This is a genomic window from Compostimonas suwonensis (assembly GCF_002797855.1).
GTDB lineage: Bacteria > Actinomycetota > Actinomycetes > Actinomycetales > Microbacteriaceae > Compostimonas > Compostimonas suwonensis.
On sequence record NZ_PGFB01000005.1, the window covers coordinates 386,059 to 412,493 of the forward strand.

The following is a 26,435-nucleotide window of genomic DNA, read 5'->3' on the forward strand; positions in this document are numbered from 1 at the left end:
CTACAGCCGCCCGAGCGCCCCGTCGAGGTCGGCGATGAGGTCGGCGACATCCTCGATGCCCACGGACAGCCGTACGACGTTCTCGGGCACCTCGAGCGCGGTCCCCTTGACCGAGGCGTGGGTCATCTCGGCGGGGAGGCCGATGAGCGACTCCACGCCGCCGAGCGACTCCGCGAGCTGGAAGAGCGAGGTCGACTCGACGAGCGTCTTCGCCGCCGCGGGGCCGCCCCTGAGCGCGAGGGAGAGCATGCCGCCGAAGCCCGACATCTGGCGCGCGGCGAGCTCGTGGCCCGGGTGGCTCTCGAGGCCCGGGTAGTAGACGGCGTCGATGGCGGGATGGCCGAGGAGATGCTCGGCGATGGCCTGCGCGTTCTCGCTGTGCCGCTGCATCCTCACCGCCAGCGTCTTGATGCCGCGGGTCGTGAGCCACGCGTCGAGCGGAGCCGAGATGGGGCCCGCCGCGAACTGCAGGAAACGCGCCTTCTGCGCCAGCTCGTCGTCGACGATCGCCAGGGCGCCGCCGATCACGTCGGAGTGACCGCCCAGGTACTTGGTGGTGGAGTGCACCACGACGTCGGCGCCGAGCGCGATCGGCTGCTGCAGGGCCGGCGAGGCGAAGGTGTTGTCGACGACCACGATGAGGCCGGTCTCGTGCCCGAGCTCGGCGAGCGCTTCGATGTCGCTGATCTTCATCAGCGGGTTGCTCGGGGTCTCGACCCAGAGGATGCGCGTCTCGCCCGGGCGGATGGCGGCGCGCACCGCGTCGAGGTCGCCGAGCTCGACGGTCGTGTTGGTGACGCCCCATGCGCCGTGCACCCGGTTGATGAGGCGGTGGGTGCCGCCGTAGACGTCGTTGCCGAGCACGACGTGCGATCCCGGCTCGAGCACGGCGCGCAGCAGGGTGTCCTCCGCGGCGAGGCCGGAGGCGAAGGAGAGCCCGTGCGGCGTGCCCTCGAGCGAGGCGATGAGCGTCTCGAGCGAGGTGCGCGTGGGGTTGCCGCTGCGGCCGTACTCGTAGCCGCCGCGCAGGCCGCCGACGCCGTCTTGCACGAAGGTCGAGGTCTGGTAGATGGGCGGGATGACGGCGCCCGTCGTCGGGTCGAACGCCTGTCCGGCGTGGATCGCCCGGGTGGCGAAGCCCTCTGCCCCTGAATCCGCTGCCGACGCTGTTGCTGAATCTGCTGTGCTCATGTCACTGACCTTTGCTTGTTGTACTCACATGGTTGTACTCAAAACGACGGACAATTCTTCGAAAAACATGTTTTCCGGCCTGGGAACGGCTGATTCATCCAGAATCTCCGTCGTTTTGAGAAAAAAGGGGAAAGGGCTGGGGCTCAGGCGCTCAGGAAGGCGAGCAGGTCGTGCCGGGTGAGCACGCCGATCGGCTTGCCCTCGTCGACCACGAGAAGGGCGTCGGATGCCGCGAGCGCCTCCCGCGCGCTCGACACCGACTCGGTGATGCCCACGAGCCCGAGGGGCGCGCCCACGAAGTCGCTCACCTTCGCGCCCATCTTGGCCGTGCCCGCGAAGACCTGCTCGAGCAGCACGCGCTCGTCGATCGCGCCGATGACCTCGCCCATCACGACGGGCGGCTCGGCCGTGAGCACGGGAACCTGCGACACCCCGTACTCGGTGAGGATGCCGATCACATCGTGCACCGTGTCGTGCGGGTGCACGTGCACGAGGTCGGGCAGCTGCCCGGTCTTCTGCCTGAGCACGTCGGCCACGGTGCTCTCGCCGGGCAGCTCGGCGAAGCCGTAGGACTGCATCCAGCGGTCGTTGAAGATCTTGCCGAGGTATCCGCGCCCGCCGTCGGGCAGCAGCACGACCACGACGTCGTCCGGGCCGAGGGATGCCGCGGCACGCAGCGCCGCGACGACGGCCATGCCGCTCGAGCCGCCCACGAGGATCCCCTCCTCGCGCGCGAGCCGGCGGGTCATCGCGAAGGAGTCCGCGTCGGAGACCGCGATGATCTCGTCGGGGATGCTCGGGTCGTAGGCGGTCGGCCAGAAGTCCTCCCCCACGCCTTCGACGAGATAGGGGCGGCCGGTTCCACCGGAGTAGACCGAGCCCTCGGGGTCCGCTCCGACGATGCGCACACCGCCATCCGAGACCTCTTTGAGGTATCTTCCGGTGCCGCTGATGGTCCCGCCCGTGCCCACGCCGGCGACGAAGACCGTCACCCGGCCGTCGGTGTCATCCCAGATCTCGGGGCCGGTGGTCTCGTAGTGGCTGCGCGGGCCGTTGAGGTTGGAGTACTGGTTGGGCTTGAACGCTCCGGGGATCTCGGCGGCGAGACGGTCGGAGACGTTGTAATACGAGTCGGGGTGCTCCGGGGCGACGGATGTCGGGGTCACCACGATCTCGGCCCCGTACGCCGTGAGCACGTTCCGCTTGTCCTCCCCCACCTTGTCGGGCAGCACGAAGACGCAACGGTAGCCGCGCTGCTGGGCGACGAGCGCGAGCCCGACGCCCGTGTTGCCGGAGGTGGGCTCCACGATCGTGCCGCCCGGCTTGAGCTTGCCCTCGGCCTCCGCCGCATCGATGATGCGGGTGGCGATCCTGTCTTTGCTCGAGCCGCCCGGATTGAGGTACTCGAGCTTGACGAGCACCGTCGCCGAGATCCCCTCCGTCACTCGGTTGAGCTTGACGAGCGGGGTGTTGCCCACCAGGTCGATGATCGTGTTTGCATACTTCATGACGAGAGAACCTTCGAGGTCATTCCGACGCGCGACGCGTCGAGGGAGTGGATCCGGGCTGAAGAGTTTTGCGAGCGGGCGCGGACAGACCGAGGTATGCGCCGGGCGACCGAGGGGTCGAAGCTGCTAGCGACAACAACAGAGATTCAGAGCGAACACGGCTAACACTCTATCCCGGCCCGCTGAACATGTCACTGCGTGTGACGAGGCGGAGCCCACGCGATCGAGCGGCCGAGCCCCCGTACGATGCCCGCCGTCGCGAGAGCCTCCCGGGCGCGCTTCTGCTCGTTCTCGAGCGAGCGAAGCCGAAGACGGTCGCGACGACGCGGGTCCAGGTCACAGCTCGAACTGGGCGCTCGACGCGAACTGCAGCAGCACGAAGAGGGCGCCGACCGGCAGCACGCAGTTGCGCAGCAGCACGGGCTTCGCCGCCCCGTGCGAGCAGTGCCCGAAGAGCGCCCGAACAGCGCTTGTTCAGCCCGTGACCAGCGCGTGACCAGCCCTCGATCAGCCCGGCGAGGTGTCGAGCACCTGCTCGGAGTAGAGCTCGGCGTAGGTGCCGCCGAGGGCGAGCAGCTCGCGATGGGTGCCGCGCTCGACGAGGCGCCCGTGGTCGACGACGTAGATGACGTCGGCGGCGACGATCGTCGTGAGCCTGTGCGCGATCGCGATCGTCGTGCGCCCGTGCGACGCCGTGTCGAGGGCGGCCTGCACAACACGCTCCGACACGGTGTCGAGAGCGCTCGTGGCCTCGTCGAGGATGAGCACGGCCGGGTCTTTGAGCAGCACGCGCGCGATCGCGATGCGCTGCTTCTCGCCGCCCGAGAGCCGGTAGCCGCGTTCGCCGACGATCGTGTCGAAGCCGTCGGGAAAGCTCATGATCGTCTCGTAGATGTTCGCGCTCTTCGTCGCCGCCTCGAGCTGCTCGAGGCTCGCGTCGGGCCGTGCGTAGCGCAGGTTGTCGCCGATCGTCGCGTGGAAGAGGTACGTCTCCTGGCTGACGATGCCGATGTTCGCGACGAGGGAGTCCTGCTGCAGCTCGCGCACGTCTCTGCCGCCGAAGACGACCCGGCCACGGGATGCCTCGTAGAGTCGTGGCACGAGGTACGAGACGGTCGTCTTGCCCGCCCCCGACGGGCCGACAAAAGCCGCGAACTGGCCGGGCTCGACGACGAAGGTCACGTCGTCGAGGGTGGGCCGGGCGTCGGACGGCGCGTCGGGGTAGGCGAAGCTCACGTGGTCGAACTCGATGCGGCCGAGGGTGGCGTCGTCGTCGACCGGCACGGCGTCGTCGCGATCCGCGATCGCCGGATCGAGGTCGAGGTACTCGAAGATCCGCGCGAAGAGGGCGCTCGAGGTCTGCAGGTCGAGGGCCACGCGCATGAGGCCGAGGAGCGGGAAGAGCAGCCGCGCCTGAACGGTCGTGAAGGCGACGATCGTGCCGGCCGTGACATCCGCCGATCCTCCCGTGATGAGCCAGCCCGCCACGAGGTACACGATCGCGGGAATGCTCGAGAGGAAGATGCTGACCATCGCGAAGAACCACTGGCCGCTCATCTGCTGGCTCACCTGCAGGCGGATCTGGTTCTGGTTCTCGTCGGCGTAGCGTGCGATCTCGGTCTGCTGACGGTTGAAGCTCTTGGAGAGCAGGATGCCCGAGACGCTCAGGGTCTCCTGCGTGATCGCCGTCATGTCGGAGAGCGACTCCTGCGTCTTGCCCGCGATCCTCGCACGCACCTGGCCGACCCGGCGCTGCGCGATCACGAGGATCGGCATGAGGATGACGGCGACGATCGTGAGCTGCCAGTTGAGCAGCAGCATGGCGACGAGGGCCGCGATGACGGTGACCGTGTTGCCGAGGATGCTCGAGATGGTGTTGGTGAGCACGTTGGCCACGCCGCCCACATCGTTCTGCAGGCGGGACTGGATGATGCCGGTCTTGGTGCGGGTGAAGAAGCTGAGCTCCATCGCCTGCAGATGACTGAAGAGCCGCACCCTCAGCGCGCCCATGACCTTGTTGCCCACCGTGGCCGTGAGGTAGGTCTGCCACACGCCGAGCAGCGCCGACGCGACCCAGATGACGACCATCAGCACGACGATCTCGGTGAGCACCGCGAGGTTCGGGCCGCCGCTGGGCGGGAAGAGGCCGACATCGAAGGCCTGGGCGGTCAGTAGCGGCGGGAGCACGCTCAGGCCCGCGCCGACGAGCACGAGCACCATCGTCACGATGAGCGCGGCGCGATGCGGGCGGAAGAGGTCGAAGATCCGGCGCAGCAGGTGCGGGATCTTGGGCGCCTCGGCGTTGATCTCGCGCTGCGCGGACTCGTCGCCGGCGCTCACCCGGGAGCGCCCTCCGCCCACGCCGCCGCCGAGCGCGGCGCGTCTGCCGCCTCCGCCACCACCGCCCATGCTCACGTGTTCACCTTACGACGCGGCTGCGACATCCTGGCCGTGTTCGCTCCTGGCCGGTGTGCGCTCTCGCTCTTCGCAACTCAAAACGACGGAGATACCGCCCGATTTCCTCGCTTTCGGCGTGAAACGGCACGTTTTCGCCAGAAGTTCCGTCGTTTTGAGTCGGGGAGGAGTCGGAAGGAATGGGGTGAGCTCTGGCGGGGAGGTCTGGACACGGGGTCAGCGGCCTGTTATCGTCGTCAGCGCTATGAAGTAGACACCCCCTTCCGTCCCGCGCCCGAGGCGCAGTTGATGAGGGGTGCTCCATAGCCGCAGATCGCACGGCTCTCGAGGCTTCGAGAAGGTCGAGCGCATCGACGCCGGCGGACCGCGGATGACGCGCTCCCGGAGCCCCCGCGCTCACTCAGCGTTCGCTCACTCAGCGCTCACTCACACTGCGAAGCCCGGCGGGAATCCTCGGCTCGTGCCATCCGGCGTCGAGCCCCCGCGAGAAAGGCGGTCGCCCATGACCGTACCGACGAACACTGCCACTCCGACGAACACAGCATCCCCGACGAATTCCGGAATCCCGACGAACATCGCAACCTCGACGAACATCGCGACCCCGACCAACATCGCGACCTCGACGCTCGCGGAGCCCCCGGTCAGCACCGCGTCACCGAACAGCACAGAGCACGTGCTCGCGCCCGCCATCACGAGCGACTACGTGCGCGCCGACGGCGTCTCCCGCAGCTTCGCCGACCGCCGTGTGCTCACCGACGTGTCCCTGACCGCTCCGCCCGGCGAGCGCCTCGGCCTCATCGGCGAGAACGGAGCGGGCAAGTCGACGCTCCTGCGCATCCTGGCCGGAGTCGACGCGCCCGACACGGGCGTGCTCTACCGGCCGCGGCGCACGGGCTTCCTCTGGCAGGAGCTGCGCTTCGACCCGTCCGCCACCCTCGGGCAGGTCGTCGAGGCGGCGCTGGCCGAGGTGCGCGCGATCGAGGCAGAGCTGGATGCCGCGGCATCCGCCCTCGCCGGCGACCCCGCCGCGCTCCCCCACGCCGCCGGCCGAACCACGCGGTCAGCCGATCCCGCCGAGCGCTACGCCCAGGCCCTCGCCGAGGCGGAGCGCGCCGAGGTCTGGAGCGTCGACGCGCGTCGTGACGAGGTGCTCGACGGTCTCGGCGTGGGCGGCATCCCGCTCGATCGGCGGCTCGACGAGGTGTCGGGCGGCCAGCGCAGCAGGGTCGCGCTCGCCGCACTGCTGCTGCAGCGGCCCGACGCGCTGCTGCTCGACGAGCCGACCAACCACCTCGACGACGCAGCCGCCGCCTACCTGGAGCGGCAGCTGCTCGGCTGGAGCGGCCCCGTGCTCTTCGCGAGCCACGACCGGGCCTTCCTCGACTCCGTCGCGACGCGGCTGCTCGACCTCGACCCGAGCCGCGGGCGATTCGACCGCATCGCTTCGGGCCCGGACGCGGGCTGGGCGACGACGAGCTTCGGCGCGGGTTCGGGCCCGGGTTCGGGCGGGCGTTCGGGTTCGCCCTCGGGAGCAGCGCCGGCAGCGGCATCCGGATCACCAGCGGCATCCGGCGCCTTCACGGCCTATCTGGCCCACAAGGCCGCCGAGCGCGAGCGCTGGGAGCGGCAGTTCGCCGAGGAGCAGGACGAGCTCAAACAGCTCAAGCTCGCCGTCGACGTGACCTCGCGCCGCGTCGCCCCGGGGCGCGCGATGACCGACAACAACAAGATGATGTACGACGCCTCCGGAGCCCGGGTGGAGAGCCAGGTCAGCCGGCGGGTGCGCAACGCCCGCCAGCGCCTCGACACCCTGAGCGAGAACCAGCTGCGCAAACCGCCCGCGCTGCTGAGCTTCGGCGGCATCCCGCACGGCTCGCACGCGCTCACGGAGGAGGCCGGCATCCTCATCCAGGCGACGGATGCGACGGTGCACGGCCGCCTCGCCCCCACGAGCCTGCGGGTCGAGCCGCAATCGCGCATCCTGCTCACGGGGGCCAACGGCGCGGGCAAGTCGACGCTGCTCACCGCTCTCGCAGGCGGCCTGAGCATCGACGGCGGCTCGGTCGTGCGGCGCAAGGGCGTACGTATCGCGCTGCTCGAGCAGGACGTGCGCTTCGACGACCCCTCGTCGAGCCCGCGCGCGATCTACGAGAAGGCCCTCGGCCCCACGCGCGCCGAGAAGACCCCGCTCGCAGGCCTGGGCCTGCTGAGCCCGCGCGACCTCGACCGTCCGCTCGGCGCGCTCTCGGTGGGTCAGCAGCGCCGGCTCGCACTCGCGCTCATCATCGCCCGGCCGCCGCACGTGTTCCTGCTCGACGAGCCGACCAACCACCTCTCGCTCGGCCTCGCGGGCGAGCTGGAGGAGGCGCTCAGCGGCTATCCGGGCGCGGTCGTCGTGGCGAGCCACGACCGCTGGCTGCGCTCCCGCTGGCAGGGCGAGGTGCACGCGTTGGGCGCTCGCTGAGCCGCCGATCGCGGCTTTGTTCCCGAGCGCTGGCCACCGGGGCTCGTCGCTCGGGAACAAAGCCGCGCTCGACAACAGCACGGAGACCGTGACACGGCACCCGGCATAGGCTCGAGGCATGGACTCGATCGTCGCACGCGCACACACCCTCGCCCGCCTGCACACCGCTGCCGAGCTGCTCACCGTCGTCAACGTCTGGGATGTCGTCTCGGCACGCGTCGTCGCCGGCACGCCGGGCACCACGGCTCTCGCCACCGCGAGCCACTCGATCGCCGCCTCCTACGGCTATGACGACGGCGAGAACATCCCCCGCGACCTCATGATCGAGGCCGTCGGGCGCATCGCCGCCTCGACGGAGCTGCCCGTGAGCGCCGACCTCGAGGCCGGCTACGGCGACGCCGGCGAGACGATCCGCCGGGCGATCGGCGTCGGGATCGTCGGCGCCAACCTCGAAGACGCCATGAAACCCCTCGCCGACTCGGTCGCGGCCGTGCGCGCGGCCGTCGCAGCCGGGGAGGCGGAGGGCGTGCCCTTCGTCCTCAACGCACGCACCGACGCCTTCCTGCGGGCCGGCGATCGCCCGGTAGCAGAAGTCACCGCCGAGGCGATCGAGCGCGGCCGGGCCTTCCTGGATGCCGGTGCCACCTGTGTCTTCGTGCCCGGGAAGCTCGCGGCATCCACCGTCGCCGAGCTCGTCGCCGGGATCGGCGACCGCCGGGTGAGCCTCATCTCGGTGCCCGGCGCCATCCCGCTGCAGACCATGGCCGAGCTCGGCGTCGCCCGGGTCTCCTTCGGCCCGTGGAGCCAGCGGGTCGCCCTCACCGCCCTCTCCGAGCTCACGACCGCCGCCCTCGCGGGCGGCGGTGTTCCCGAGGGCACCCGCGTGCTCAACTGAGCCTCACGGCACCCCGTCCGCAGCACATCCTCGCGCAGAGCACTCAAAACGACGGAGATACTGCTTCTCAGAGGCCTTTTGCGCCCAAACGCCGCCCATTCAGCCCAAAAGTCCGTCGTTTTGAGCAGAGGTTGAGCAGAGGTTGAGCAGAGGTTGAGCAGAGGTTGAGCAGGTTGAGCAGAAGCTGAGCAGAAGCTGAGCAGAAGGGGGGCGCCTAGCTCGCCCCCGCGATCACCCCTTGGTCGCTCCTGCGAGCAGCCCGCGCACGAAGTATCTCTGCAGGCTGAAGAACACGATGAGCGGCACGATGAGCGAGATGAACGCCGCCGCCGTCAATCGTTGCCACTCTTGGCCCCGGTTGCCGGTGAGCTCCGCCAGCCGCTGGGTCAGCGGCGCGACATCCGGTGTTCCTCCCGAGAAGACGAGAGCCACGAGCAGGTCGTTCCAGACCCAGAGGAACTGGAAGATCGCGAAGGAGGCGAGGATCGGCACCGAGAGCGGAAGGATGATCCGCAGGAAGATCTGGCCGTGGTTCGCGCCGTCGACCCGCGCCGCCTCGATGAGCTCGCCCGGGATCTCCGAGATGAAGTTGTGCAGCAGGAAGATCGCGAGCGGCAGGCCGAAGATCGTGTGGGCGATCCACACCTGCACGTAGCTCTGCTCGGGGATGATCGGGATGATGTCGTGCACGGCCTGCTGGATGGGCAGCAGGAACGTCGTGAACATCTGCAGCAGCGGGATGAGCGCCATCTGCAGCGGGACGATCTGCAGCGCGAAGATCACGATGAAGATCCAGCCGGCGCCCTTGAACGGGATCCAGGCGAGCGCGTAGGCGGCCATCGACGCGATCACCGTCGCGAACACCACCACCGGGATCGTGATGGCGAGCGAGTTCACGAAGTAGGCGCCCAGTTGCGGTGCGGAGGCGCTCGAGGAGAGCAGCACCTCCGAGTAGTTGTCGAGCGTCCAGCCCCAGTTCTCGAAGATCGTCCACCAGCCGGTGGTCTTGATCAGCTCCTCGGGGCGGAACGAGGAGATGAAGAGCCCGAAGGTCGGAATCGTCCAGAGGATCGCGATGAGGAGCGCGATGACGGTCGCCGTGCGGGAGGTCAGGCGCTTCTTGACGCGCACCGCCTTGGTGCCGTCGCGGTTGTAGCCGCGCTGCAGTTCGCCTCCGGTCTCGGAGTCGACCGGCAGCTCGATCGGGGTGACGCTCATCGGATCTCCTTCTGCTGGCGGAGCACGCGGATGTTGTAGATGACGATCGGCAGCACGAGCACGAAGAGGATGAGCGCGAGCGCCGACCCCCTGCCCGGCTCGATCGCGCGGAAGGCCTGGGTGTACATCTCGTTGGCGACGACGCTCGTCTCGAAGTTGCCGCCCGTCATCGTCCTGACGATGTCGAAGACCTTCAGGGTCGCTATCGAGATCGTCGTGACGACGACCACCAGCCCTCCGCGGATGCCCGGGAAGGTGACGTTCCAGAACCGCTGCCACCCCGTGGTCCCGTCGATCTCGGCGGCCTCGAGCTGCTCGGTCGGCACGCCCTTGATGGATGCCGAGAGCACGACGACCGCGAAACCGGTCTGCACCCAGATCATCACGACGATCAGCAGGAGCGTGTTGACCGGGGCTGTCTGCAGCCATTGCACGGGTTCGAGCCCGAACCAGACGAGCAGCTGGTTGAGCAGGCCGATCTGGTCGCGCTCGGCCGGGCGGTACTCGTAGACGAACTTCCAGATGATGCCGGCGCCGACGAACGAGATCGCGACGGGCATGAACACGAGCGACTTGTAGATCTTCTCCCCGCGCGACCGGTCGATGAAGACCGCGTAGGCGAGCCCGACCGCTGTGGAGATCGTGGGGACGAGGACGACCCAGATGACCGTGTTCCGAAGCGTCAGCAACGCCTCGGGCTGGGTGAACATCCAGACGAAGTTGTCGAAGCCGATGAAGTTGCCGGCCTTGTCGGCGAAGGCCGCGATACCCGTGCGCACGGCCGGGTAGACCAGGCCGATGCCCAGGAGCACGATCGCCGGGGCGATGAAGAAGAACAGCTGGATGAAGTCGCGGCCCCGTTTGGGAGCCTTGTCGATGATGAACAGCACGAGGCCGATGACGATCGCGAAGACCGCCAGACCGGCCACGACCTGGACGATCTTGCCGATGAGGTCAGCAGTGGTCATAGGTGCATCTCTCTCTCCGTTGAGCGAAACGTCGCTGAGTGAAGACTGCGGGTGAAGACTGCGGGTGGAGACTGCGGTGGAACCGGCGATGGGGTCATCGCTACCGGTCGGGCCTGCCGGAACCGAGGTTCGGGTCACTCGGTCTCGGCAAGCCCGACCGGCAGGGCGGAGCTCGAACTGCGGTCTGGAACCGCTACTGCGGCCAGGTCCCCTCGATGAAGTCGAGGGTGTCGGTCGTGCTCTTGCCGCCGATCCAGTCGACCATCCCCTTGAAGAACGAACCGACTCCGACGGCGCCCGGCATGAGGTCGGAGGCGTCGAAGCGGAAGGTCGTCTCCGGATCCTGCAGGATGCCGATGCTCGTCGAGAGCAGCTCGCTCGACGCGTTCGCGGGGTCGAGCCCCGAGTTCGCGCTGATCACGCCGCCGAGGCTGACCCGGTTGTTCGCCCACAGGTCGCTCGAGAGATAGGTCTGCACGGCCGTGATCTCGTCGGACTCGTTGAACGCGGCGACGATCTCGCCACCACCGGTGACCGCCGCGGCGCCCTCCTCCTCGCCCGGGAGCAGGAAGGCCCAGACGTCGCCGTCGGGCGCGACCGTCACGCCGTCGCCCCAGAAGCCCTCGTAGAACGAGGCCTGGTGGTGCATGGCGCAGCTGCCGTCGAGCACGGGGAGTCCGGCATCCGCGAACTCGGTCGTGGCGATCGAGTTCACGTCGCCGAGGCCGCCGTTGACGTTGTCGGGGTTCTTGATGAACGCGCCGACGGCGTCGAAGGCCTGGGCGATCGCGGGGTCGTTGAACGGGATCTCGTGCGTGACCCACTGGTCGTAGACATCCGGACCCGACTGGCGCAGCACGAAGTCCTCGACCCAGTCCGTTCCCGGCCAGCCGGTCGCGTCACCGGAGGCGAAGCCGACGCACCAGGGCTTCGTGCCGCTCTCGGCGATCGAGGAGGTCAGGGTGGTGAGCTCGTCGAGCGTCGTGGGCACCTCCCAGCCGTTCTCCTCGAAGGTGCTCGGGGAGTACCAGACGTAGCCCTTGATGCTCGCCATGAGGGGCGCGCCGTAGAGGGTGCCGTCGACGGTCGCGTAGTTCTGCCAGTCCTCCGACCAGAACTCGGTCACGTTGGCCGCGACCGACTCCGGTGCGGGCTTGAGGTATCCGGCGGTCGCGAGGTCGGCGAAGAGGCCGGGCTGCGGGAAGATCGCGATGTCGGGCGGGTTGCCGCCCTGCGCGCGCACGTTGATCTGGGTCTCGAACTCCTTGCTGGGCTCGTAGACGATGTCGATGCCGGTGCACGACTCGAAGTCGGCCCACGACTCGTTGAGCAGATCGGCCTCGGTGTCGCTGATCGTGCCGTAGATGCTCACCTCGGCGCCCGACTCGAATGTTCCGTAGTCCTCGTAGTCGGTGCAGTCCGCATCCGATGATGCCTCGGGCGCCGCGTCACCGGTGCAACCGGTGAGCACGAGCCCGATGGCGGCCGCGGCGGCCGCCGCGGGAACCAGTAGTCGGCGATGCCGAATCACGCTCATGTGAATCCTCCTCATTGAGTGATGCCGTGTGGTGGTGCTGTGTCGTGCCAGGTCGTACTGTCGTGAGCCGCATCTCATGCGACCCCCGTTCAGGGGTCGTTTTTTCGTGGAACCACTGTCTGGCACGGGTGGGAAGCGATTACATGAGGAACCGGTTCCACACGTCAAGTTACGGCAGTCCATGGCCGGTGGCAAGCATCGGATGATCACAGAATGGAAAAGATCGCGCTCTCATCGCCTGCGCGACGACACACCGCGAACGCCTCGAACGCTCTTTGTGTAACCGGTTCCACAATCACGGGCAAACGCGCTACTCTGAGTTTCCGCAGCGGTTGGCCGCAGTCACGAGAGTCGTCGGGAGGGTTCGTTGAGCGCCATAGCGGATGTCGCGAAGCTCGCCGGCGTCTCGAAGGCGACCGCCTCGCGCGCGCTGAGCGGCAAGGGCTACGTCGCGGAACCGACCCGGCTGCGCGTCACGGAGGCCGCCGCGCAGATCGGCTACGTCGCCTCTCCGAACGCGGCGAGCCTCGTCACGGGCCAGACGAAGAACGTGGGCGTCGTCATCCCCTTCATCAACCGCTGGTTCTTCGCCGAGGTGCTCGAAGGCATCGAGGAGGCCCTGCTCGATCGCGGTTACGACATGACGCTCTACAATCTGAGCGCCGACTCCCCCGACCGCGGCCGGATCTTCGAGTTCTTCCTCGCCCGCAAGCGGTTCGACGGGGTCATCGCGGTGGGTGTCGAGATGAGCGCCGACGAGACCGCTCGCCTGCACTCGCTCGGAAAACCCGTCGTCGGAGTGGGCGGGCCGCTGCCCGGCATCCACACGATCGGCATCGACGACGTCGCGACGGCACGTCTGGCGACCGAGCACCTTCTCCGTCTCGGGCACACCGCCATCGTGCACATCGGCGGCAGACAGGCCGAGCAGATGGACTTCGCCGTGCACGGCAAACGCTTGACCGGATTCCTCGAGGCGATGCATGCGGCAGGACTGCCCGCCGACGGCGTCTTCGAGACCGAGATGAGCCTGCCCGGCGGCTACGAAGCCGGGCTGCGGGTGCTCGGCGACCCGCGGCGGCCGACCGCCGTCTTCGCCGCGAGCGACGAGGTCGCCATCGGGGCGATCATCGCGGCGCGGCAGCTCGGCATCCTCGTGCCCGCCGAGCTCTCGGTGATCGGGATCGACGGCCACGAGTACGCCGACATGTTCCGGCTGACGACGCTCGAGCAGCATCCGCGATCGCAGGGGACGCTCGCGGTCGAGCTGCTCATGGCCGAGGTCGGCGCCTCCGATCAGCTGCCCACCGAGCCGAGCCACACCCTGATCCCCGTCGACCTGGCGATGCGCGTCAGCACCCGGGCGCCCGGCACGTCTGCCTCCTGAGCGATCGCGGCGGCTCAGCTGTCGGCGGCGGTGATCGCCTGCGCCTCCTCGAGCTCCGTCTCGACGGGCGAGTCCACACGCGAAAGAGCCCGGCGCCCCAGAACGACGATGACGGCGGCGATGAACACGGATGCCGCGGCGAAGTAGTACGGCGCACTGTCGCTGATCGCGGCCCCCAGCTCGGCGGCCACGGGTGGCGCGACGGCCCCGCCGAGGAACCGCACGGCCGAGTACGAGCTCGACGCGACCGAGCGCGGCAGATCGGTCGCCTCCATCACACTCTCGGTGAGCACGGTGTTGAGCACGCCCAGCACGAGCCCGCCGACGATCACGCACACGACGAGGGCGGCCGGCGAACTCACGAGGAGGGCGGCGGCGAGCAGGTCGATGCCGAGCACGGGCAGCGCGATCCACAGAACGCGGGTGCGCGGCATCCGGGCCGTGAGCAGTGGAGCGACGAAGACGCTCGTGACGGCCAGCCCAACGCCCCAGCCGAAGAAGGTGAGACCCAGTCCGATCGCGTCGAAGCCGAGCGGGAAGGGGGTATAGGCCAGCAGCACGAAGAAGCCGATGTTGTAGAAGAGCGCCGCCGCGGCGAGCACAGCGAGAGCGGGCGTGCGAAGGGCGCGGATGGGCGCCGAGAGCTTGGTCGGCGCGGGTTTCTCGGGTGTGCTCTTGAGGAACACCGTGATCGCGATGAATCCGATCGCCATGAGCACGGCGGTGCCGAAGAACGGCCCGCGCCAGCTGATGCTTCCGAGCAGTCCGCCGAGCAGCGGCCCGATGGCGATGCCGAGGCCGAGCGCGGCCTCGTAGAGGATGATCGCCGATCCCGTTCCTCCGGCGGCGGCTCCCACGATGGTCGCGAGCGCCGTGGAGATGAAGAAGGCGTTGCCGAGACCCCAGCCGGCGCGGAAGCCGATGACCGACTCGACGTTCTGCGAGAGGCCGGCCGCGAGAGCGAAGATCACGATGAGGGCCAGGCCGAACATCAGGGTGCGCTTGGCGCCGATGCGGCTCGAGACCCAGCTCGTGACCAGCATCGCGAGGCCGGTCACGAGCAGGTAGCTCGTGAAGAGGAGCTCGGTCTGGGTCGGGGTCGCCTGCAAGCTGTTGGCGATGGCCGGAAGGATGGGGTCGACGAGACCGATCCCCATGAACGCGATGACGCACGCGAAGGCGACCGCCCAGACGGCGGGCGGCTGTTTGAGGATCGAGGCGGCGGGCGCGGCGTTGTGCGGGGCGTGCGGCGCGGCCGGGGTGTTCGCGGTCACCGGCTACGCACCGGCCCCGTCATCGGGCACGGACTCGGATGCCGACGCGGACCCAGACCTGGATGCAGACTCGGGCCGCACCGCGATGCGCTCCTGGATGATCTGGATGGCCCGCTGCATGCTGTGCAGATCGATCGCATCGAGCCCCTCGAAATAGGGCACGAGCACATCGGCGAGCCGGCTGCGCCACTCGGTGAGAGCCTGCTCGCCGAGCGGGGCGGCCGCGATCTGCCAGGCACGGGCGTCGTCGGTGTCGGCGACTCTGCGGATCCAGTCGACCGAGTCGAGATTGCGGACGATCTTGGTCATCGTGGGCTGGGACACCCGGCTGTGCTTGGCGAGCTCGCCGAGCCGCATGGGGCCCATGCTCGTCAACACCGAGAGGGTGCGCCAGACAGCGGGCGACTCGGAGTTGGGGTACGCCTGGGCCGCGAGCCGCGTCAGCCGATGGGTCGTGCTGATGAGGTCGCCGAGCAGCTCGTGGAGTTCGGGCACTGTCGCACCCGGATTGGCCGGCACGGTCGATTCGACCCGCTTGCCGGAGGCAGACTGATTTTCTGCGACAGACAGATTTTCTGCGACAGACAGTGACACATCGTCGATGAGCATGCGTCCATTATATACATAGCTTGTCTATATATTTTCAATCGGCTATGTCGCCATATCCGAACGGCATCGGCGTGCGGGCGGCGTGCAGAACAGGGCGGATGCCGCGACCTCGGGTCGCGGCATCCGCCCCGTCATCTCAGCGGATCCAGTTGGAGCCGCCGTCCGACCAGCTGCCGCGCGTGGGCGGAGGGTGGTCGGCGCTGTGCACTCGCGATTCGCGCTCTCCGGAACCGTGCCGGAGAGCGGCCAGGAGCACCTGGCCGCAATAGCGCAGGCTGCGCTGCATGCCGTACTGCATGCCGCGCCCCATGCGGTCGAGGGATTTTTTCATCAGGGTGTCTTCGTGCCTTCCGTGTGCGCGTCCGGCGCCCGCCCGAGGGCAGGCGCAACGGACACTCGTGTGCCGTTCGTCGATCGACGAACGGTTTCCGAGTGCCATCGCGCGGGAAGTCGACCCTGTGCCGACACACCTCGTGTGCCGATCCTGTGCTCGGCCGCGGCCGAGAAGACCGCGGCTTAAACAACACAGGGCGTCGTCCCCGTCAAGGGACGACGCCCTCGATCGCAGATGTACTCGGTAAGGAGGAATCCGCGATCGCTGCGTCAGACTGCTCTGCGACCGGACCCGTCAGCGCACGCGCTGGGGTGTGTCCGGCCGGCTGCGCCTGTCACACTCACGAAGGAAAAGCCCTGACGGGCTTCGACTACTTGAGGGTGACGGTTGCGCCGGCCTCTTCGAGCTGAGCCTTTGCCTTCTCGGCGGCTTCCTTGGTGGCACCCTCAAGAACTGCCTTGGGGGCGCCGTCAACGAGTGCCTTCGCCTCACCGAGGCCGAGGCTGGTGATAGCGCGCACCTCCTTGATGACCTGGATCTTCTTCTCGCCGGCAGCCTCGAGGATGACGTCGAACGCCGTCTGCTCCTCGACCTCTTCGGCGGGAGCGGCAGCTCCACCACCGGCAGCGGCGACCGCGACGGGTGCAGCAGCGGTGACCTCGAAGACCTCTTCGAACTTCTTCACGAACTCGCTGAGCTCAATGAGCGTGAGCTCCTTGAACGCCTCGATCAGTTCGTCGTTTGACAGCTTTGCCATAATCTCTCTCCTTGTATCTCGTGTCTAACCGCGTGGCCGTTCAACCCCTGAGGGTCGTCAGCTCGCGGACTCCTGCTTCTCACGCAGCGCCTCGACCGTGCGAACGGCGTTGGAGAGCGGTGCGTTGAACAGATATGCGGCTCCGAACAGCGAGGCCTTGAAGGCGCCGGCAAGCTTGCCGAGCAGAACTTCACGGGACTCGAGGTCGGCGAGCTTGCCTACCTCAGCGGCGCTCAGGGGGTTACCGTCGAAGTAACCGCCCTTCACGACCAGAAGAGGGTTTGCCTTGGTGAATTCACGCAACGACTTGGCAACCGCGACGGGGTCGCCGTGCACGAATGCGATCGCGGACGGACCGACGAGCTCATCGTCGAACGACGAAATGCCCGCGTTGTTCGCGGCGATCTTGGTCAGCGTGTTCTTCACCACGGCGTAGCTCGCGTGCTCACTGATGCTCGTGCGAAGCTGCTTGAGCTGCGCAACAGTGAGACCGCGGTACTCGGTCAGCAGAACGGCCGTCGAGTTCTGGAATTGCTCCGTCAGCTCGGCAACCGTGGCTTCCTTGTTCGCCATGGCCATCCCTTGTCTCTCGTCTTGCTGACGCTCCGCAGGGTGCGGGGCGCCGCCAGAGACCGTCGGCGGCTGTCGAAGCGGTGAAGCGGAAGGCATAAAAAAAGCTCCGGGCACAGGAGCCGGAGCGCACACGACACGAGGTCGTGTTCTGAACTTCGTCACCTGCGTGGGCCTTCGTTTTCACGAACTTCGGTGGCGCGCCCTCGCGGGCACGCCAACGACCAACGGTCTTTGGCTTTCCACAACAGTAACACACCCGCCCGCGCCCGCGAATCCGTGCTCCCGAGACGTGCGCACCTGAGCCCTCGTTCCTCGATCCCCTTCGACACGCTCACGGGTCCGGAAACGAAGAGGAGCTCGGCGCCGGAGTGCGGACAGACCCTCCCGTGCAGGACAAGTCAGGAGGCTCGGGAATAGTTGACACAAGTCAATCAGTTACATATAGTTGACATAAATCAATTACATGAGTGGCGCACCGTCGAGCCATGAAATCCATCCTGAGAAATCGGAGAATCCCATGGCACGCACTGCCGCTGCGGATGTCGCAGCACCCCCCATCCCGATCGACGCCGATTCGTCGCCGGCGCCGATGAGCCACCGCCAGGTGCTCCAGGCCCTCTCCGGCCTGCTGCTCGGCATGTTCGTCGCGATCCTCGCCGGAACCGTCGTCTCCTCGTCGCTTCCCCGCATCATCTCCGACCTGGGCGGCGATCAGGGCGCCTTCACCTGGGTCGTCACGAGCACGCTGCTCGCGACCACGGTCAGCACGCCCATCTGGGGCAAGTTCGCCGACCTCTTCAACCGCAAGCTGCTCATCCAGCTCTCGCTCGTGATCTTCGTGCTGGGTTCGGCACTCGCCGGCTTCTCGCAGGACACCGGGACGCTCATCGTCTTCCGCGTCCTCCAAGGCCTCGGCGCGGGCGGCCTGACGGCTCTCAGCCAGATCCTCCTCGCCGACATCATCAGCCCCCGTGAGCGCGGCCGGTACATGGGCCTCTTCGGAGCGGTCATGGCGGTCGGCACGATCGGCGGCCCGCTCATCGGCGGTGTCCTGACCGACTCCATCGGATGGCGCACCAACTTCTTCGTCGGAGTGCCCTTCGCGATCGCGGCCATCCTGCTGCTGCAGTTCACGCTCAAGCTGCCGAAGCGCTCCTCGAAGGGCGTCAAGGTCGACTACCTGGGCGCCGCGCTCATCGCCGGCGGCGTCTCGCTGCTGCTCATCTGGGTGACCCTCGCGGGCAACCAGTTCGAGTGGGCGTCCGTGCCGTCGTTCCTGATGCTCGCCGGATCCGTCGTGCTCATCGGGCTCGCGGTGCTGACCGAGTTCAAGGTCAAGGAACCGATCATCCCGCTGAGCCTGTTCCGCAACCGCACCTTCACCCTCGCGGTCGTCGCGAGCATGGCGGTCGGCGTCGCGATGTTCGGCACCTCGGTCTTCCTGAGCCAGTACATGCAGCTCGCCCGGGGCGCGACCCCCACCCAGTCGGGACTGCTCACGCTCCCGATGATCGTGGGCCTGCTGCTCGCCTCGACCGTCGTCGGCAACCTCATCAGCCGCTTCGGCAAATGGAAGGCCTTTATGGTCACGGGCGGCGTGCTGCTGACGGTGGGCACAGCGCTCATGGGAACCATCCGCTACGACACGAACTATGTGCTCGTCTCGGTGTTCATGTTCATCCTGGGCGCCGGCGTCGGCATGGTCATGCAGAACCTCGTGCTCATCGTGCAGAACTCGGTCGAGCCGAGCCGCCTGGGCACGGCGAGCGCCTCGGTCGCGTTCTTCCGCAGCCTGGGTGGCGCGGCCGGCGTCTCGGTGATGGGCTCCATCCTCGCGACACGGGTCATGACGCTCATCACGGAGGGGCTCACGAGCCTGGGCGGACCCGCCGCAGGCGCGGCCGGCTCCCTCGAGGGCGGCACCATCCCGAACGTCGCGGATCTGCCCGGCCCGATCCGCACGGTCGTCGAGGCCGCCTACGGCGAGGCCGTCGGAGACGTGTTCCTCGTCGCCGTCCCGATCGCCCTCGTCGCCCTCATCGCGATCATCTTCCTGCCGAACGCGCTGCTCGGCACCAAGACGGCCGTCGAGCGCCTCAACGAGACGAAGGCCCAGAAGGAGGCCGAAGAGGTCGAGGATGTCGAGGAGACCCTCGTCGAGGTGACGGCCGGCATGATCGGCGCGACGCCGCAGACGGGCGCGATCGAGATCCAGCCTCCCGCACGTCCCTGACCATGGACACGGCTATGCTCCAAACGATGAGCGAGAGCGATCACAAGAGGATCGACGCGGCGATAGCCACCGTCGAGGATCAGTTCGGCGTGCTCGCCAACCGGGTGCGGGAGAACCTCCAGAACCAGGCGACGAAGGTGCATCCCGAGCTGCAGGCGGGAAGCTACAAGCTGCTCATGACGATCGCACGCGGCGGCCGCACGAGCGCCGGCTCCCTCGCCGAGACGCTGCACTCCGACAAGAGCGTCATCAGCCGCCAGGCGAAGGTGCTCGAAGAGCTCGGCCTCATCAGCCGCCACGCCGACCCCCGCGACGGCCGCTCGACCCTCTTCGAGGCCACACCCCAGGCGGTCGAACGGATCACGCAGATCCAGGCGACCAGGCGCGCGGAGCTGTACGAACGGCTCCGCACCTGGACGACCGACGAGGTGGAGACGCTCGCCGAGCTGCTCAAGCGGCTCGTCTGAACTGCACCCCGGCGCATGATCGTCTGACGGCACGTCACAGTCCCGCGGGCACGTGGAAAACCAGGTGCCCGCGGGACTTTCGCGTGCAGGGAGGCCGCGGGACTAGTCGCGCCAGGAGTGCTGCGGGTCGTAGCCCAGCACCCGGCGGGCCTTGTCGATCGACAGCAGGGTGTCGTGAACGCCCAGCTCGCGTGTGAGCGGGACGCCGGGGAACACCTCGGCGACGAGCTCGGCGTTCGGCCGGGTCATGACGGTGTCGGCGGCGGCGATGATGAACCGGTCGAAGCCCGTCACGTCGAGCTCGAGGGCCTTGAGCACGGCCTGGGCGCCGTCGCGGCCGTCGATGTAGCCCCAGAGGTTCCACTTGCGCCGCGCGGCGTCCGCGTCGAAGGAGGGGAAGGCCGCGTAGTCCTCCGGGTTCATGACGTTGGAGAAACGCAGGGCGATGATCTTGAGCTGCGGGTTCCAGCGCACGAGCTCGATCGCGAGCTGCTCCTCGAGGTGCTTGGTGAGCGAGTAGACGCTCTCCGGACGCGCCGGGTACTCCTCGTCGACGGGGATGTAGGGCGGCGGCACGTCGAACGGAAGACCGAGCACGGTCTCGCTCGAGGCGTAGACGATGTTCATGATCCCGGCGCGCTGGGCGGCCTGGAAGACGTTGAAGGTCACGATCATGTTGTTGTGGAAGGTCTGGATGTCGGAGACGATCCCGGGCGCGGGGATGGCGGCCAGGTGCACGATCGCGTCGAAGCCCGTGTGCCGGTCGTCGACCCCGAGGATCGCGTCGACCGTCTGGCCGTAGTCGCGCAGATCGACCTGCACGAAGCCGGCGCCGCGCTCCCCTGTCGCATCGAGGCTCGTGACCTCGTAGCCCTGCGCACGCAACTCGCGCACGACGGTGCGCCCCAACTTTCCCGACCCACCGGTGACTGCGATTCTCATGGTTCCATCATCTCGGATCGCGGGCGCTGCCGTCCGCCATCACCGGGCTCGTCCTCGACAGCGAGGCCCGGCCCGTCCGCCTCGACCGCCGACGCCTCGACGGCCGCGACCGCCCGGCCTTCCGCAACGAGCTCGCCCTCGTCGTCCTCGGCATCCATCATGGGCTCGTCCGACCGCGCGCGGGCGCCCTCTGCGGGCTCCACGAACGGCAGGTGCACCTCGAAGCGGGTGCGCCCCGGCCTGCTCTCCAGCGTGACGGTGCCGTTCTGGGCGGCGACGACGGCGTGCACGATCGAGAGGCCGAGGCCCGTGCTGCCGGTGGCGCGTGACCGCGAGTTGTCGCCGCGTGCGAAACGCTCGAAGATGACGTCCCGCACTCCGGCGTCGATGCCGGGGCCGTCGTCGGTGACCGAGAGCACCGCCTCGCCGTCGTGGGTCTCGAGGGCGAGCACGACGGTGGTGCCCGGGGGCGTGTGCACCCGCGCGTTCGTGAGGAGGTTCGCCACCACCTGGTGCAGCCTCGGGGCGTCGCCGAGGGTCTCGACGGGCTCGTCGGGCAGCTCCATCTCCCACTCGTGGTCGGGCCCGGCGACGTGCGCGTCGCTCAGCGCGTCGACGGCGAGCCTGCTGAGGTCGACGGGCCGGCGTTCGAGCTCGCGCCCCTCGTCGAGCCGCGCGAGCAGCAGCAGGTCTTCCACGAGGGTCGTCATCCGCAGCGACTCGGCCTCGATGCGCCCGAGGGAGTGCGTGACGTCGATGGGAAGATCGTGCTGCACACGGCGGGTCAGCTCGGAGTAGCCGCGGATGGAGGCGAGAGGCGTGCGCAGCTCGTGACTGGCATCCGCGACGAACTGACGCACCTTCGCCTCGCTCGTCGCCCGCGCGCGCAGGGCGGCGCCGACGTGGTCGAGCATCCGGTTGAAGGCGACGCCCACCCGGCCGACCTCTGTTCCGGGATCGGTGTCGCCCTCGGGAACGCGCGGCGCGAGCGAGACGTCACCGCGGTCGAGGGGCAGCTCCGACACCCGGGTCGCCGTCGTCACGACACGTTCGAGGGGGCGCAGGGCCAGGCGCACGAGACCGGCGGCGAGCAGCGCGACGAGCGCCATGCCCACGACCGTGACCACGGCGATGATGGCGATGAGCTTCGCGACCGTGTCTTGCAGGGGGCCGAGCGACAGTCCGATGACGAGCGCCTCGCCGCCCGGGCCGTCGAGGGTGAAGACCCGGTACGATCCCAGGTCGCCGCCGAGTTCGACCGTGTGCGGGCGATTGTCGTGCGGCATCCCCGCGATCTGCGCCTGCTGATCGCTCCCGAGCGACTGGATCTCACCGGCCCGGTCGAGGTAGCCGGCCGACAGTATCTCGCCCCGGGCCTCGACGACGGCCAAGCTGCCCTCCGGCTGCGCGGGGGCGTTGAGGATGAGCTCTGCCCAGGGCGGGCTCTCTCCGCGAGGAGACGGCGCGAGCACCGGGCTGCCGGGCTGGATGATGGCGCGCCCCGCTCGGTCGACGGTGTTCGTGAGCTGCTCGTCGAGCTCCGTCGTCAGATAGTTCTCGATGTACACAACACTCACCACGCCGATGACAGCGCTCACCACCGCGAGCAGTGTCACGACACTCACCACGAGCCGACGCCGAAGCGTCCACGAACGACGTCGGCGTGGGGTCAACCGGCGGCCTTGAGCATGTACCCGGCGCCGCGCACCGTGTGGATCATCGGCGTGCGGCCCTGGTCGACCTTCTTGCGCAGATAGGAGATATAGAGTTCGACGACGCTCGACTTGCCCCCGAAGTCGTAGCTCCAGACGCGGTCGAGGATCTGCGCCTTGCTCAGCACGCGCCGCGGGTTGCGCATGAGGAAGCGCAGCAGCTCGAACTCGGTGGCCGTGAGGTCGATGGGCTGGTTGTCGCGCGTCACCTCGTGGCTGTCCTCGTCGAGCACGAGATCGCCGATGACGATCCGCGGATCGACGGAGTCGGCGACCACGGCTGTCGAGCGGCGGATGAGGCCGCGCAGCCGCGCGACGAGCTCTTCGAGGCTGAACGGCTTGGTGACGTAGTCGTCTCCCCCCGCCGTCAGCCCGGCGATGCGGTCGTCGAGCGAGTCCTTCGCGGTCAGGAAGAGCACCGGGGTGTCCTGCCCGTCGGCGCGCAGGCGCGAGAGCACCTTCATGCCGTCGAGGTCGGGCATCATGATGTCGAGCACGAGGGCGTCGGGGCGGAACTCGCGCACGAGGCTCATCGCTTGGCGGCCGCCCGAGGCGGTCTTGATCTCCCAGCCCTCATAGCGCAAGGCCATGGCCACGAGGTCGGTGAGAGCGGCCTCGTCGTCGACGACGAGCACCCGGATGGCGCTACCGTCGCCTCGGCGTAGACGAGGGGCCGTCGCGCTCGCCGATGCGGGCGCGAAAACTGTTGCTTGTGTCATGTCTTCTAAGTATCTCCTGCTTCCTATGAACAGGCTGTGTGACCATAATGGCCGGTCAGGGCGATTTCATGATATTGGCAACTCGCATTGCCCGCTCATCTGCGCATCATGAGCGCGGCCCAGTGTTTTCATGGATCACACATAGTCCCGACATAGCCGCGCTCCCTAGCTTCGGAACCGGCCGACCCAGCACCCGTCCTGACGGTGCCGGCCCGACTCGAGGAGGACCATGTTCGCCAGTTATCTGCGCCGCGAGCTGCTCGGCAGACGCAAGCAGACGATCATCATCGCCATCGGGATGGCGCTCGCCATCGCGCTCGTCATCATCGTCACCGCGGTCGCGGCGGGGGTGAAGGATGCCCAGGCGACCGTGTTGCAGTCGGTATACGGCATCGGCACTGACCTCACCGTCACCAAGCCGGCCGAGACACCGACTCCGGGCGAGGGCGGCCCTCGCTTCCAGTTCGGCTCCGGCGAGGGGCAGACGGCGGACGGCAGCACGAACCTGAGCCGGTCCCTCCTGACTGCCGCTCGAGGAACCCAGACCTTCGACGCGGACGAGCTCGACACGATCACCGGCATCGCCCACGTCGCGGCTGCGGCCGGCACGCTCGCACTCACCAGTACGACATTCAACGGCGAGCTCCCCGACTTCTCCCAGCGGCAGCAGGGAGAGGCGCCCGGAAGCGGGCCTCCCGCGGGTGGCGCCGACGGCGGCGGCGGCAGCGCCTTCGACATCGACTCGTTCACGGTGCTCGGACTCGACCCCGACGGATCCGCGATCGGGCCACTCTCTGCCGCAACGCTCACCGACGGCCGTGCCTTCACAACAGATGACGCGAGCAGCGATGTCGTCGTGCTCGACGAGAGCTATGCGACATCCGCGGATCTCGCAGTCGGCGACACTCTCGCCATCGGGGGCTCCGACTTCGAAGTCATCGGGATGGTGGCGTCGAACGGGTCGGATGCCTCGACCGCGAGCAACGCATACATCCCGCTCGCTGTGGCGCAGAGCCTCGCCGAACTCGACGGGCAGCTCTCCACCGTCTACGTGCAGGCGACCTCCTCGACGGACATCGCCCAAGTGCAGGCCGACCTCGAAGCGGCTCTTCCCGAGGTGGCCGTCAATACCCAGGCGGATCTGGCCGAATCGGTCTCCGGATCGCTCAGCACGGCCTCCGATCTGATCTCGAGCCTCGGAACCTGGCTGTCGGTCATCGTGCTCGCTGCTGCGTTTCTTCTGGCGATCCTGTTCACGATCTCTGGGGTTGCACGGCGCACCCGTGAGTTCGGAACGCTCAAGGCGATCGGCTGGAGCAACCGCAGGATCGTGGGTCAGGTGGCCGGGGAATCCGTTGTGCAGGGCCTCCTCGGCGGCGTGCTCGGCATCGTCGTGGGCGTCGTCGGGATCGTCGTGGTCAACGTCATCTCACCCACTCTCACGGCCGCGGCTTCGGCGACGGCCTTCGCCCCACCCGGCGGCGGAGGGCGAGGGGGCGAGAGCGGATTTGGCGGCGAAAGCGGATTCGGCAGCGGCGGATTCGGCGGCGGCGGATTCGGAGGGGCGGCAGCGACCGCGAGCGATGTGACCCTCACGGCGCCGATCACGCCGAGTGTGATCCTCGTCGCTGTTGGCCTCGCTGTTGTGGGCGGCCTGCTCGCGGGCGCTTTCGGCGGCTGGCGCGCCTCCCGTCTGCGACCCGCGGAAGCGCTCCGGAGCGTCGCATGACCACGCTCACCACTCCCACAGAACCGAACAACCGTCTCATCGCAGCACCGAACCACGAAGAGAGCTCACCATGTATGAACTGACGACCGTCTCCAAGGACTACCCGCAGTCGCGCCGCACAGTCACGGCGCTCAGCAAGGTCACCCTGTCCATCCCCGACGGCCAGTTCGTCGCCATCCAAGGGCCGACGGGCGGCGGAAAGTCGACGCTGCTGCAGATGCTCGGCGCTCTCGACCGGCCGACGAAGGGCACAATCGCCCTGGGCGGCTCCGAGCTCTCGACGCTTCCGGATCGGGCACTCACCCGCATCCGGGCCCGCGAGATCGGCTTCGTCTTTCAGGGGTTCAACCTCATCCCCACCCTCACCGCCCAGGAGAACGTCGAGGCGGCCCTCGTTCCGTCACGGATAAGCGCCAGCGAACGCTCCCGGCGCGCGACCGAAGCTTTGGAATCCGTTGGCCTGGCCGAGCGCGGCACGCATCTGCCCGCCGAGCTCTCGGGCGGCCAGCAGCAGCGGGTGGCGATCGCGCGAGCTCTTGTGAAAGAGCCCGAGGTCCTGCTCGCCGACGAGCCGACGGGCAACCTCGACGAGCAGACCCGTGACGAGATCATGGACCTGCTCGAGGGGGTGCGCCGCGATCGCGGGCTCACTCTGATCATCGTGACGCACGACTCGGCCGTCGCCCGCCGAGCCGAACGGAGACTGCACATCAAACAGGGAAAGGTCACCGAGATGAGCTGACCCGGGTGTCCGCCCCGGGGACGGAGCAGCGGGAGGTACCGTGGACACGTGGCCGACCTTGTACTCTCGCTCCCCGGGATGGAGCCGGAGCCCCCGATCATCCCTCCCCACCTCTCCCGCGTCGTCGCCGACTCCACCGATCGAGTCGCCTGGCTCCGCGCACGCAGCCGGGGGATCACGGCCACGGATGTCGCGAAGCTGTCGACCCCGGCATCCATCGAGAAGGCCGCCCTCGACAAGCTCAACGGCACCGGCTTCTCGGGCAACGCCTACACCGACCACGGGCGCGCCCGGGAGCCCGAGATCGCCGCGTGGGTGCGCGAGCGGTACGGCATCGAGCCCAGCACGACTCTCTTCCACGCGGCGCACGAGCGTCGGCACCTCGCGACACCCGACGGCCTCGCTGTGACGGCGGCCGGCGCACTCGAGCTCGCCGAGATCAAGACGACGACGAAGCCGTGGCGGAGCGTTCCGCGCTCCTACCTGCGCCAGGTCTGGTGGCAGCAGTACGTGCTCGGCGCCGAGCGCACGCTCATCGTGTGGGAGGAGCACCGCGACTTCGTGCCCGTCGGCGAGGAGCCGGAGTGCCGCTGGATCGACCGCGACGAGCGCGAGATCGGCGAGCTCGTCGCGAAGGCGAACCAGCTCATCTCGCTCCTCGGACGTCTGACCGCCGCGGGCCTCGCGGCCGCGCCCGAGCCGCGCGACGATCCCGGCCGCTACTCCGACTACGTGCCCTCCTACCGAGCGCTGGGCTGATC

The 26,435-nt window shown here is 68.2% G+C and carries 23 protein-coding genes; 8 read left to right on the plus strand and 15 right to left on the minus strand.

The window, feature by feature from the left end; translation table 11 throughout:
* The 4 genes from CLV54_RS15195 to CLV54_RS17740 form a co-directional block, all read right to left on the minus strand.
* On the minus strand, positions 1–1,191 hold the full coding sequence (locus CLV54_RS15195; protein WP_100345820.1) for a cystathionine gamma-synthase: 1,191 nt from the start codon (positions 1,189–1,191) through the stop codon (positions 1–3).
* A 143-nt stretch (positions 1,192–1,334) separates the two neighbouring features.
* Entirely contained in the window at positions 1,335–2,699 is a 1,365-nt protein-coding gene (locus tag CLV54_RS15200) for a cystathionine beta-synthase (protein WP_100345821.1), read from the minus strand.
* 507 nt (positions 2,700–3,206) lie between these two features.
* Positions 3,207–5,108 (minus strand): ABC transporter ATP-binding protein, encoded by a 1,902-nt coding sequence (locus CLV54_RS15205; protein ID WP_100345822.1) that lies wholly within the window; start codon positions 5,106–5,108, stop codon positions 3,207–3,209.
* Positions 5,109–5,540: 432 nt separating this feature from the next.
* The gene (locus CLV54_RS17740; protein ID WP_170062005.1) at positions 5,541–5,780 is read right to left on the minus strand and encodes a hypothetical protein; all 240 of its coding nucleotides are present in this window, start codon (positions 5,778–5,780) and stop codon (positions 5,541–5,543) included.
* Positions 5,781–5,787: 7 nt separating this feature from the next.
* Between CLV54_RS17740 and CLV54_RS18020 the strand changes: the two genes are divergently transcribed.
* Positions 5,788–7,578 (plus strand): ABC-F family ATP-binding cassette domain-containing protein, encoded by a 1,791-nt coding sequence (locus CLV54_RS18020; protein ID WP_245861764.1) that lies wholly within the window; start codon positions 5,788–5,790, stop codon positions 7,576–7,578.
* A 118-nt stretch (positions 7,579–7,696) separates the two neighbouring features.
* Positions 7,697–8,473: an isocitrate lyase/PEP mutase family protein gene (locus CLV54_RS15215; protein ID WP_100345823.1), complete on the plus strand. Its 777-nt coding sequence runs from the start codon at positions 7,697–7,699 to the stop codon at positions 8,471–8,473.
* A gap of 231 nt (positions 8,474–8,704) precedes the next feature.
* On the opposite strand, the gene CLV54_RS15220 is transcribed toward CLV54_RS15215, so the two are convergent.
* From CLV54_RS15220 to CLV54_RS15230, 3 genes are all read right to left on the minus strand, one after another.
* Entirely contained in the window at positions 8,705–9,691 is a 987-nt protein-coding gene (locus tag CLV54_RS15220; RefSeq protein ID WP_100345824.1) for a carbohydrate ABC transporter permease, read from the minus strand.
* On the minus strand, positions 9,688–10,659 hold the full coding sequence (locus CLV54_RS15225) for a carbohydrate ABC transporter permease (RefSeq protein WP_100345825.1): 972 nt from the start codon (positions 10,657–10,659) through the stop codon (positions 9,688–9,690). Before CLV54_RS15225 ends, CLV54_RS15220 begins: the two co-directional genes overlap by 4 nt.
* A 193-nt stretch (positions 10,660–10,852) precedes the next feature.
* Positions 10,853–12,196, minus strand: coding sequence for an ABC transporter substrate-binding protein (locus CLV54_RS15230; protein WP_100345826.1), 1,344 nt, complete (start codon positions 12,194–12,196; stop codon positions 10,853–10,855).
* A 367-nt stretch (positions 12,197–12,563) separates the two neighbouring features.
* Between CLV54_RS15230 and CLV54_RS15235 the strand changes: the two genes are divergently transcribed.
* Positions 12,564–13,583 carry a LacI family DNA-binding transcriptional regulator gene (locus CLV54_RS15235; RefSeq protein ID WP_100345827.1) on the plus strand — a complete coding sequence of 340 codons (1,020 nt, stop codon included), beginning with the start codon at positions 12,564–12,566 and terminating at the stop codon, positions 13,581–13,583.
* Positions 13,584–13,597: 14 nt separating this feature from the next.
* On the opposite strand, the gene CLV54_RS15240 is transcribed toward CLV54_RS15235, so the two are convergent.
* From CLV54_RS15240 to rplJ, 5 genes are all read right to left on the minus strand, one after another.
* On the minus strand, positions 13,598–14,857 hold the full coding sequence (locus tag CLV54_RS15240; RefSeq protein WP_425430288.1) for an MFS transporter: 1,260 nt from the start codon (positions 14,855–14,857) through the stop codon (positions 13,598–13,600).
* 3 nt (positions 14,858–14,860) lie between these two features.
* A complete protein-coding gene (locus CLV54_RS15245) occupies positions 14,861–15,352 on the minus strand; it encodes a MarR family winged helix-turn-helix transcriptional regulator (protein ID WP_245861765.1) in 492 nt (163 codons plus the stop codon).
* Positions 15,353–15,602: 250 nt separating this feature from the next.
* Positions 15,603–15,797, minus strand: coding sequence for a hypothetical protein (locus CLV54_RS17605; RefSeq protein ID WP_157803011.1), 195 nt, complete (start codon positions 15,795–15,797; stop codon positions 15,603–15,605).
* Between the two features lie 373 nt (positions 15,798–16,170).
* A complete protein-coding gene (gene rplL, locus CLV54_RS15250; RefSeq protein ID WP_100345829.1) occupies positions 16,171–16,557 on the minus strand; it encodes a 50S ribosomal protein L7/L12 in 387 nt (128 codons plus the stop codon).
* 57 nt (positions 16,558–16,614) lie between these two features.
* Positions 16,615–17,130 (minus strand): 50S ribosomal protein L10, encoded by a 516-nt coding sequence (gene rplJ, locus CLV54_RS15255; protein ID WP_100345927.1) that lies wholly within the window; start codon positions 17,128–17,130, stop codon positions 16,615–16,617.
* A gap of 589 nt (positions 17,131–17,719) precedes the next feature.
* On the opposite strand from rplJ, the gene CLV54_RS15260 reads away from it, so the two are divergent.
* Entirely contained in the window at positions 17,720–19,363 is a 1,644-nt protein-coding gene (locus tag CLV54_RS15260) for an MDR family MFS transporter (protein WP_100345928.1), read from the plus strand.
* A gap of 26 nt (positions 19,364–19,389) precedes the next feature.
* Positions 19,390–19,830 (plus strand): MarR family winged helix-turn-helix transcriptional regulator, encoded by a 441-nt coding sequence (locus CLV54_RS15265; RefSeq protein ID WP_157803012.1) that lies wholly within the window; start codon positions 19,390–19,392, stop codon positions 19,828–19,830.
* Between the two features lie 102 nt (positions 19,831–19,932).
* On the opposite strand, the gene CLV54_RS15270 is transcribed toward CLV54_RS15265, so the two are convergent.
* Genes CLV54_RS15270 through CLV54_RS15280 form a run of 3 tightly spaced genes read right to left on the minus strand, consistent with a single transcriptional unit; the run spans position 19,933 to position 23,203 of the window.
* Positions 19,933–20,772 (minus strand): NAD-dependent epimerase/dehydratase family protein, encoded by an 840-nt coding sequence (locus CLV54_RS15270; protein ID WP_100345831.1) that lies wholly within the window; start codon positions 20,770–20,772, stop codon positions 19,933–19,935.
* Entirely contained in the window at positions 20,769–22,388 is a 1,620-nt protein-coding gene (locus CLV54_RS15275) for a sensor histidine kinase (protein WP_245861766.1), read from the minus strand. Before CLV54_RS15275 ends, CLV54_RS15270 begins: the two co-directional genes overlap by 4 nt.
* 53 nt (positions 22,389–22,441) lie before the next feature.
* Positions 22,442–23,203 (minus strand): response regulator transcription factor, encoded by a 762-nt coding sequence (locus CLV54_RS15280; protein ID WP_100345832.1) that lies wholly within the window; start codon positions 23,201–23,203, stop codon positions 22,442–22,444.
* A 229-nt stretch (positions 23,204–23,432) separates the two neighbouring features.
* On the opposite strand from CLV54_RS15280, the gene CLV54_RS15285 reads away from it, so the two are divergent.
* From CLV54_RS15285 to CLV54_RS15295, 3 genes are all read left to right on the plus strand, one after another.
* Positions 23,433–24,932, plus strand: a complete 1,500-nt coding sequence (locus tag CLV54_RS15285; protein WP_100345833.1) for an ABC transporter permease — start codon at positions 23,433–23,435, stop codon at positions 24,930–24,932.
* A gap of 70 nt (positions 24,933–25,002) precedes the next feature.
* Complete coding sequence (locus tag CLV54_RS15290; RefSeq protein WP_100345834.1) at positions 25,003–25,674, plus strand: ABC transporter ATP-binding protein; 672 nt, start codon at positions 25,003–25,005, stop codon at positions 25,672–25,674.
* A 78-nt stretch (positions 25,675–25,752) separates the two neighbouring features.
* Entirely contained in the window at positions 25,753–26,433 is a 681-nt protein-coding gene (locus tag CLV54_RS15295) for a YqaJ viral recombinase family protein (RefSeq protein WP_100345835.1), read from the plus strand.
* Positions 26,434–26,435 lie beyond the last annotated feature (2 nt).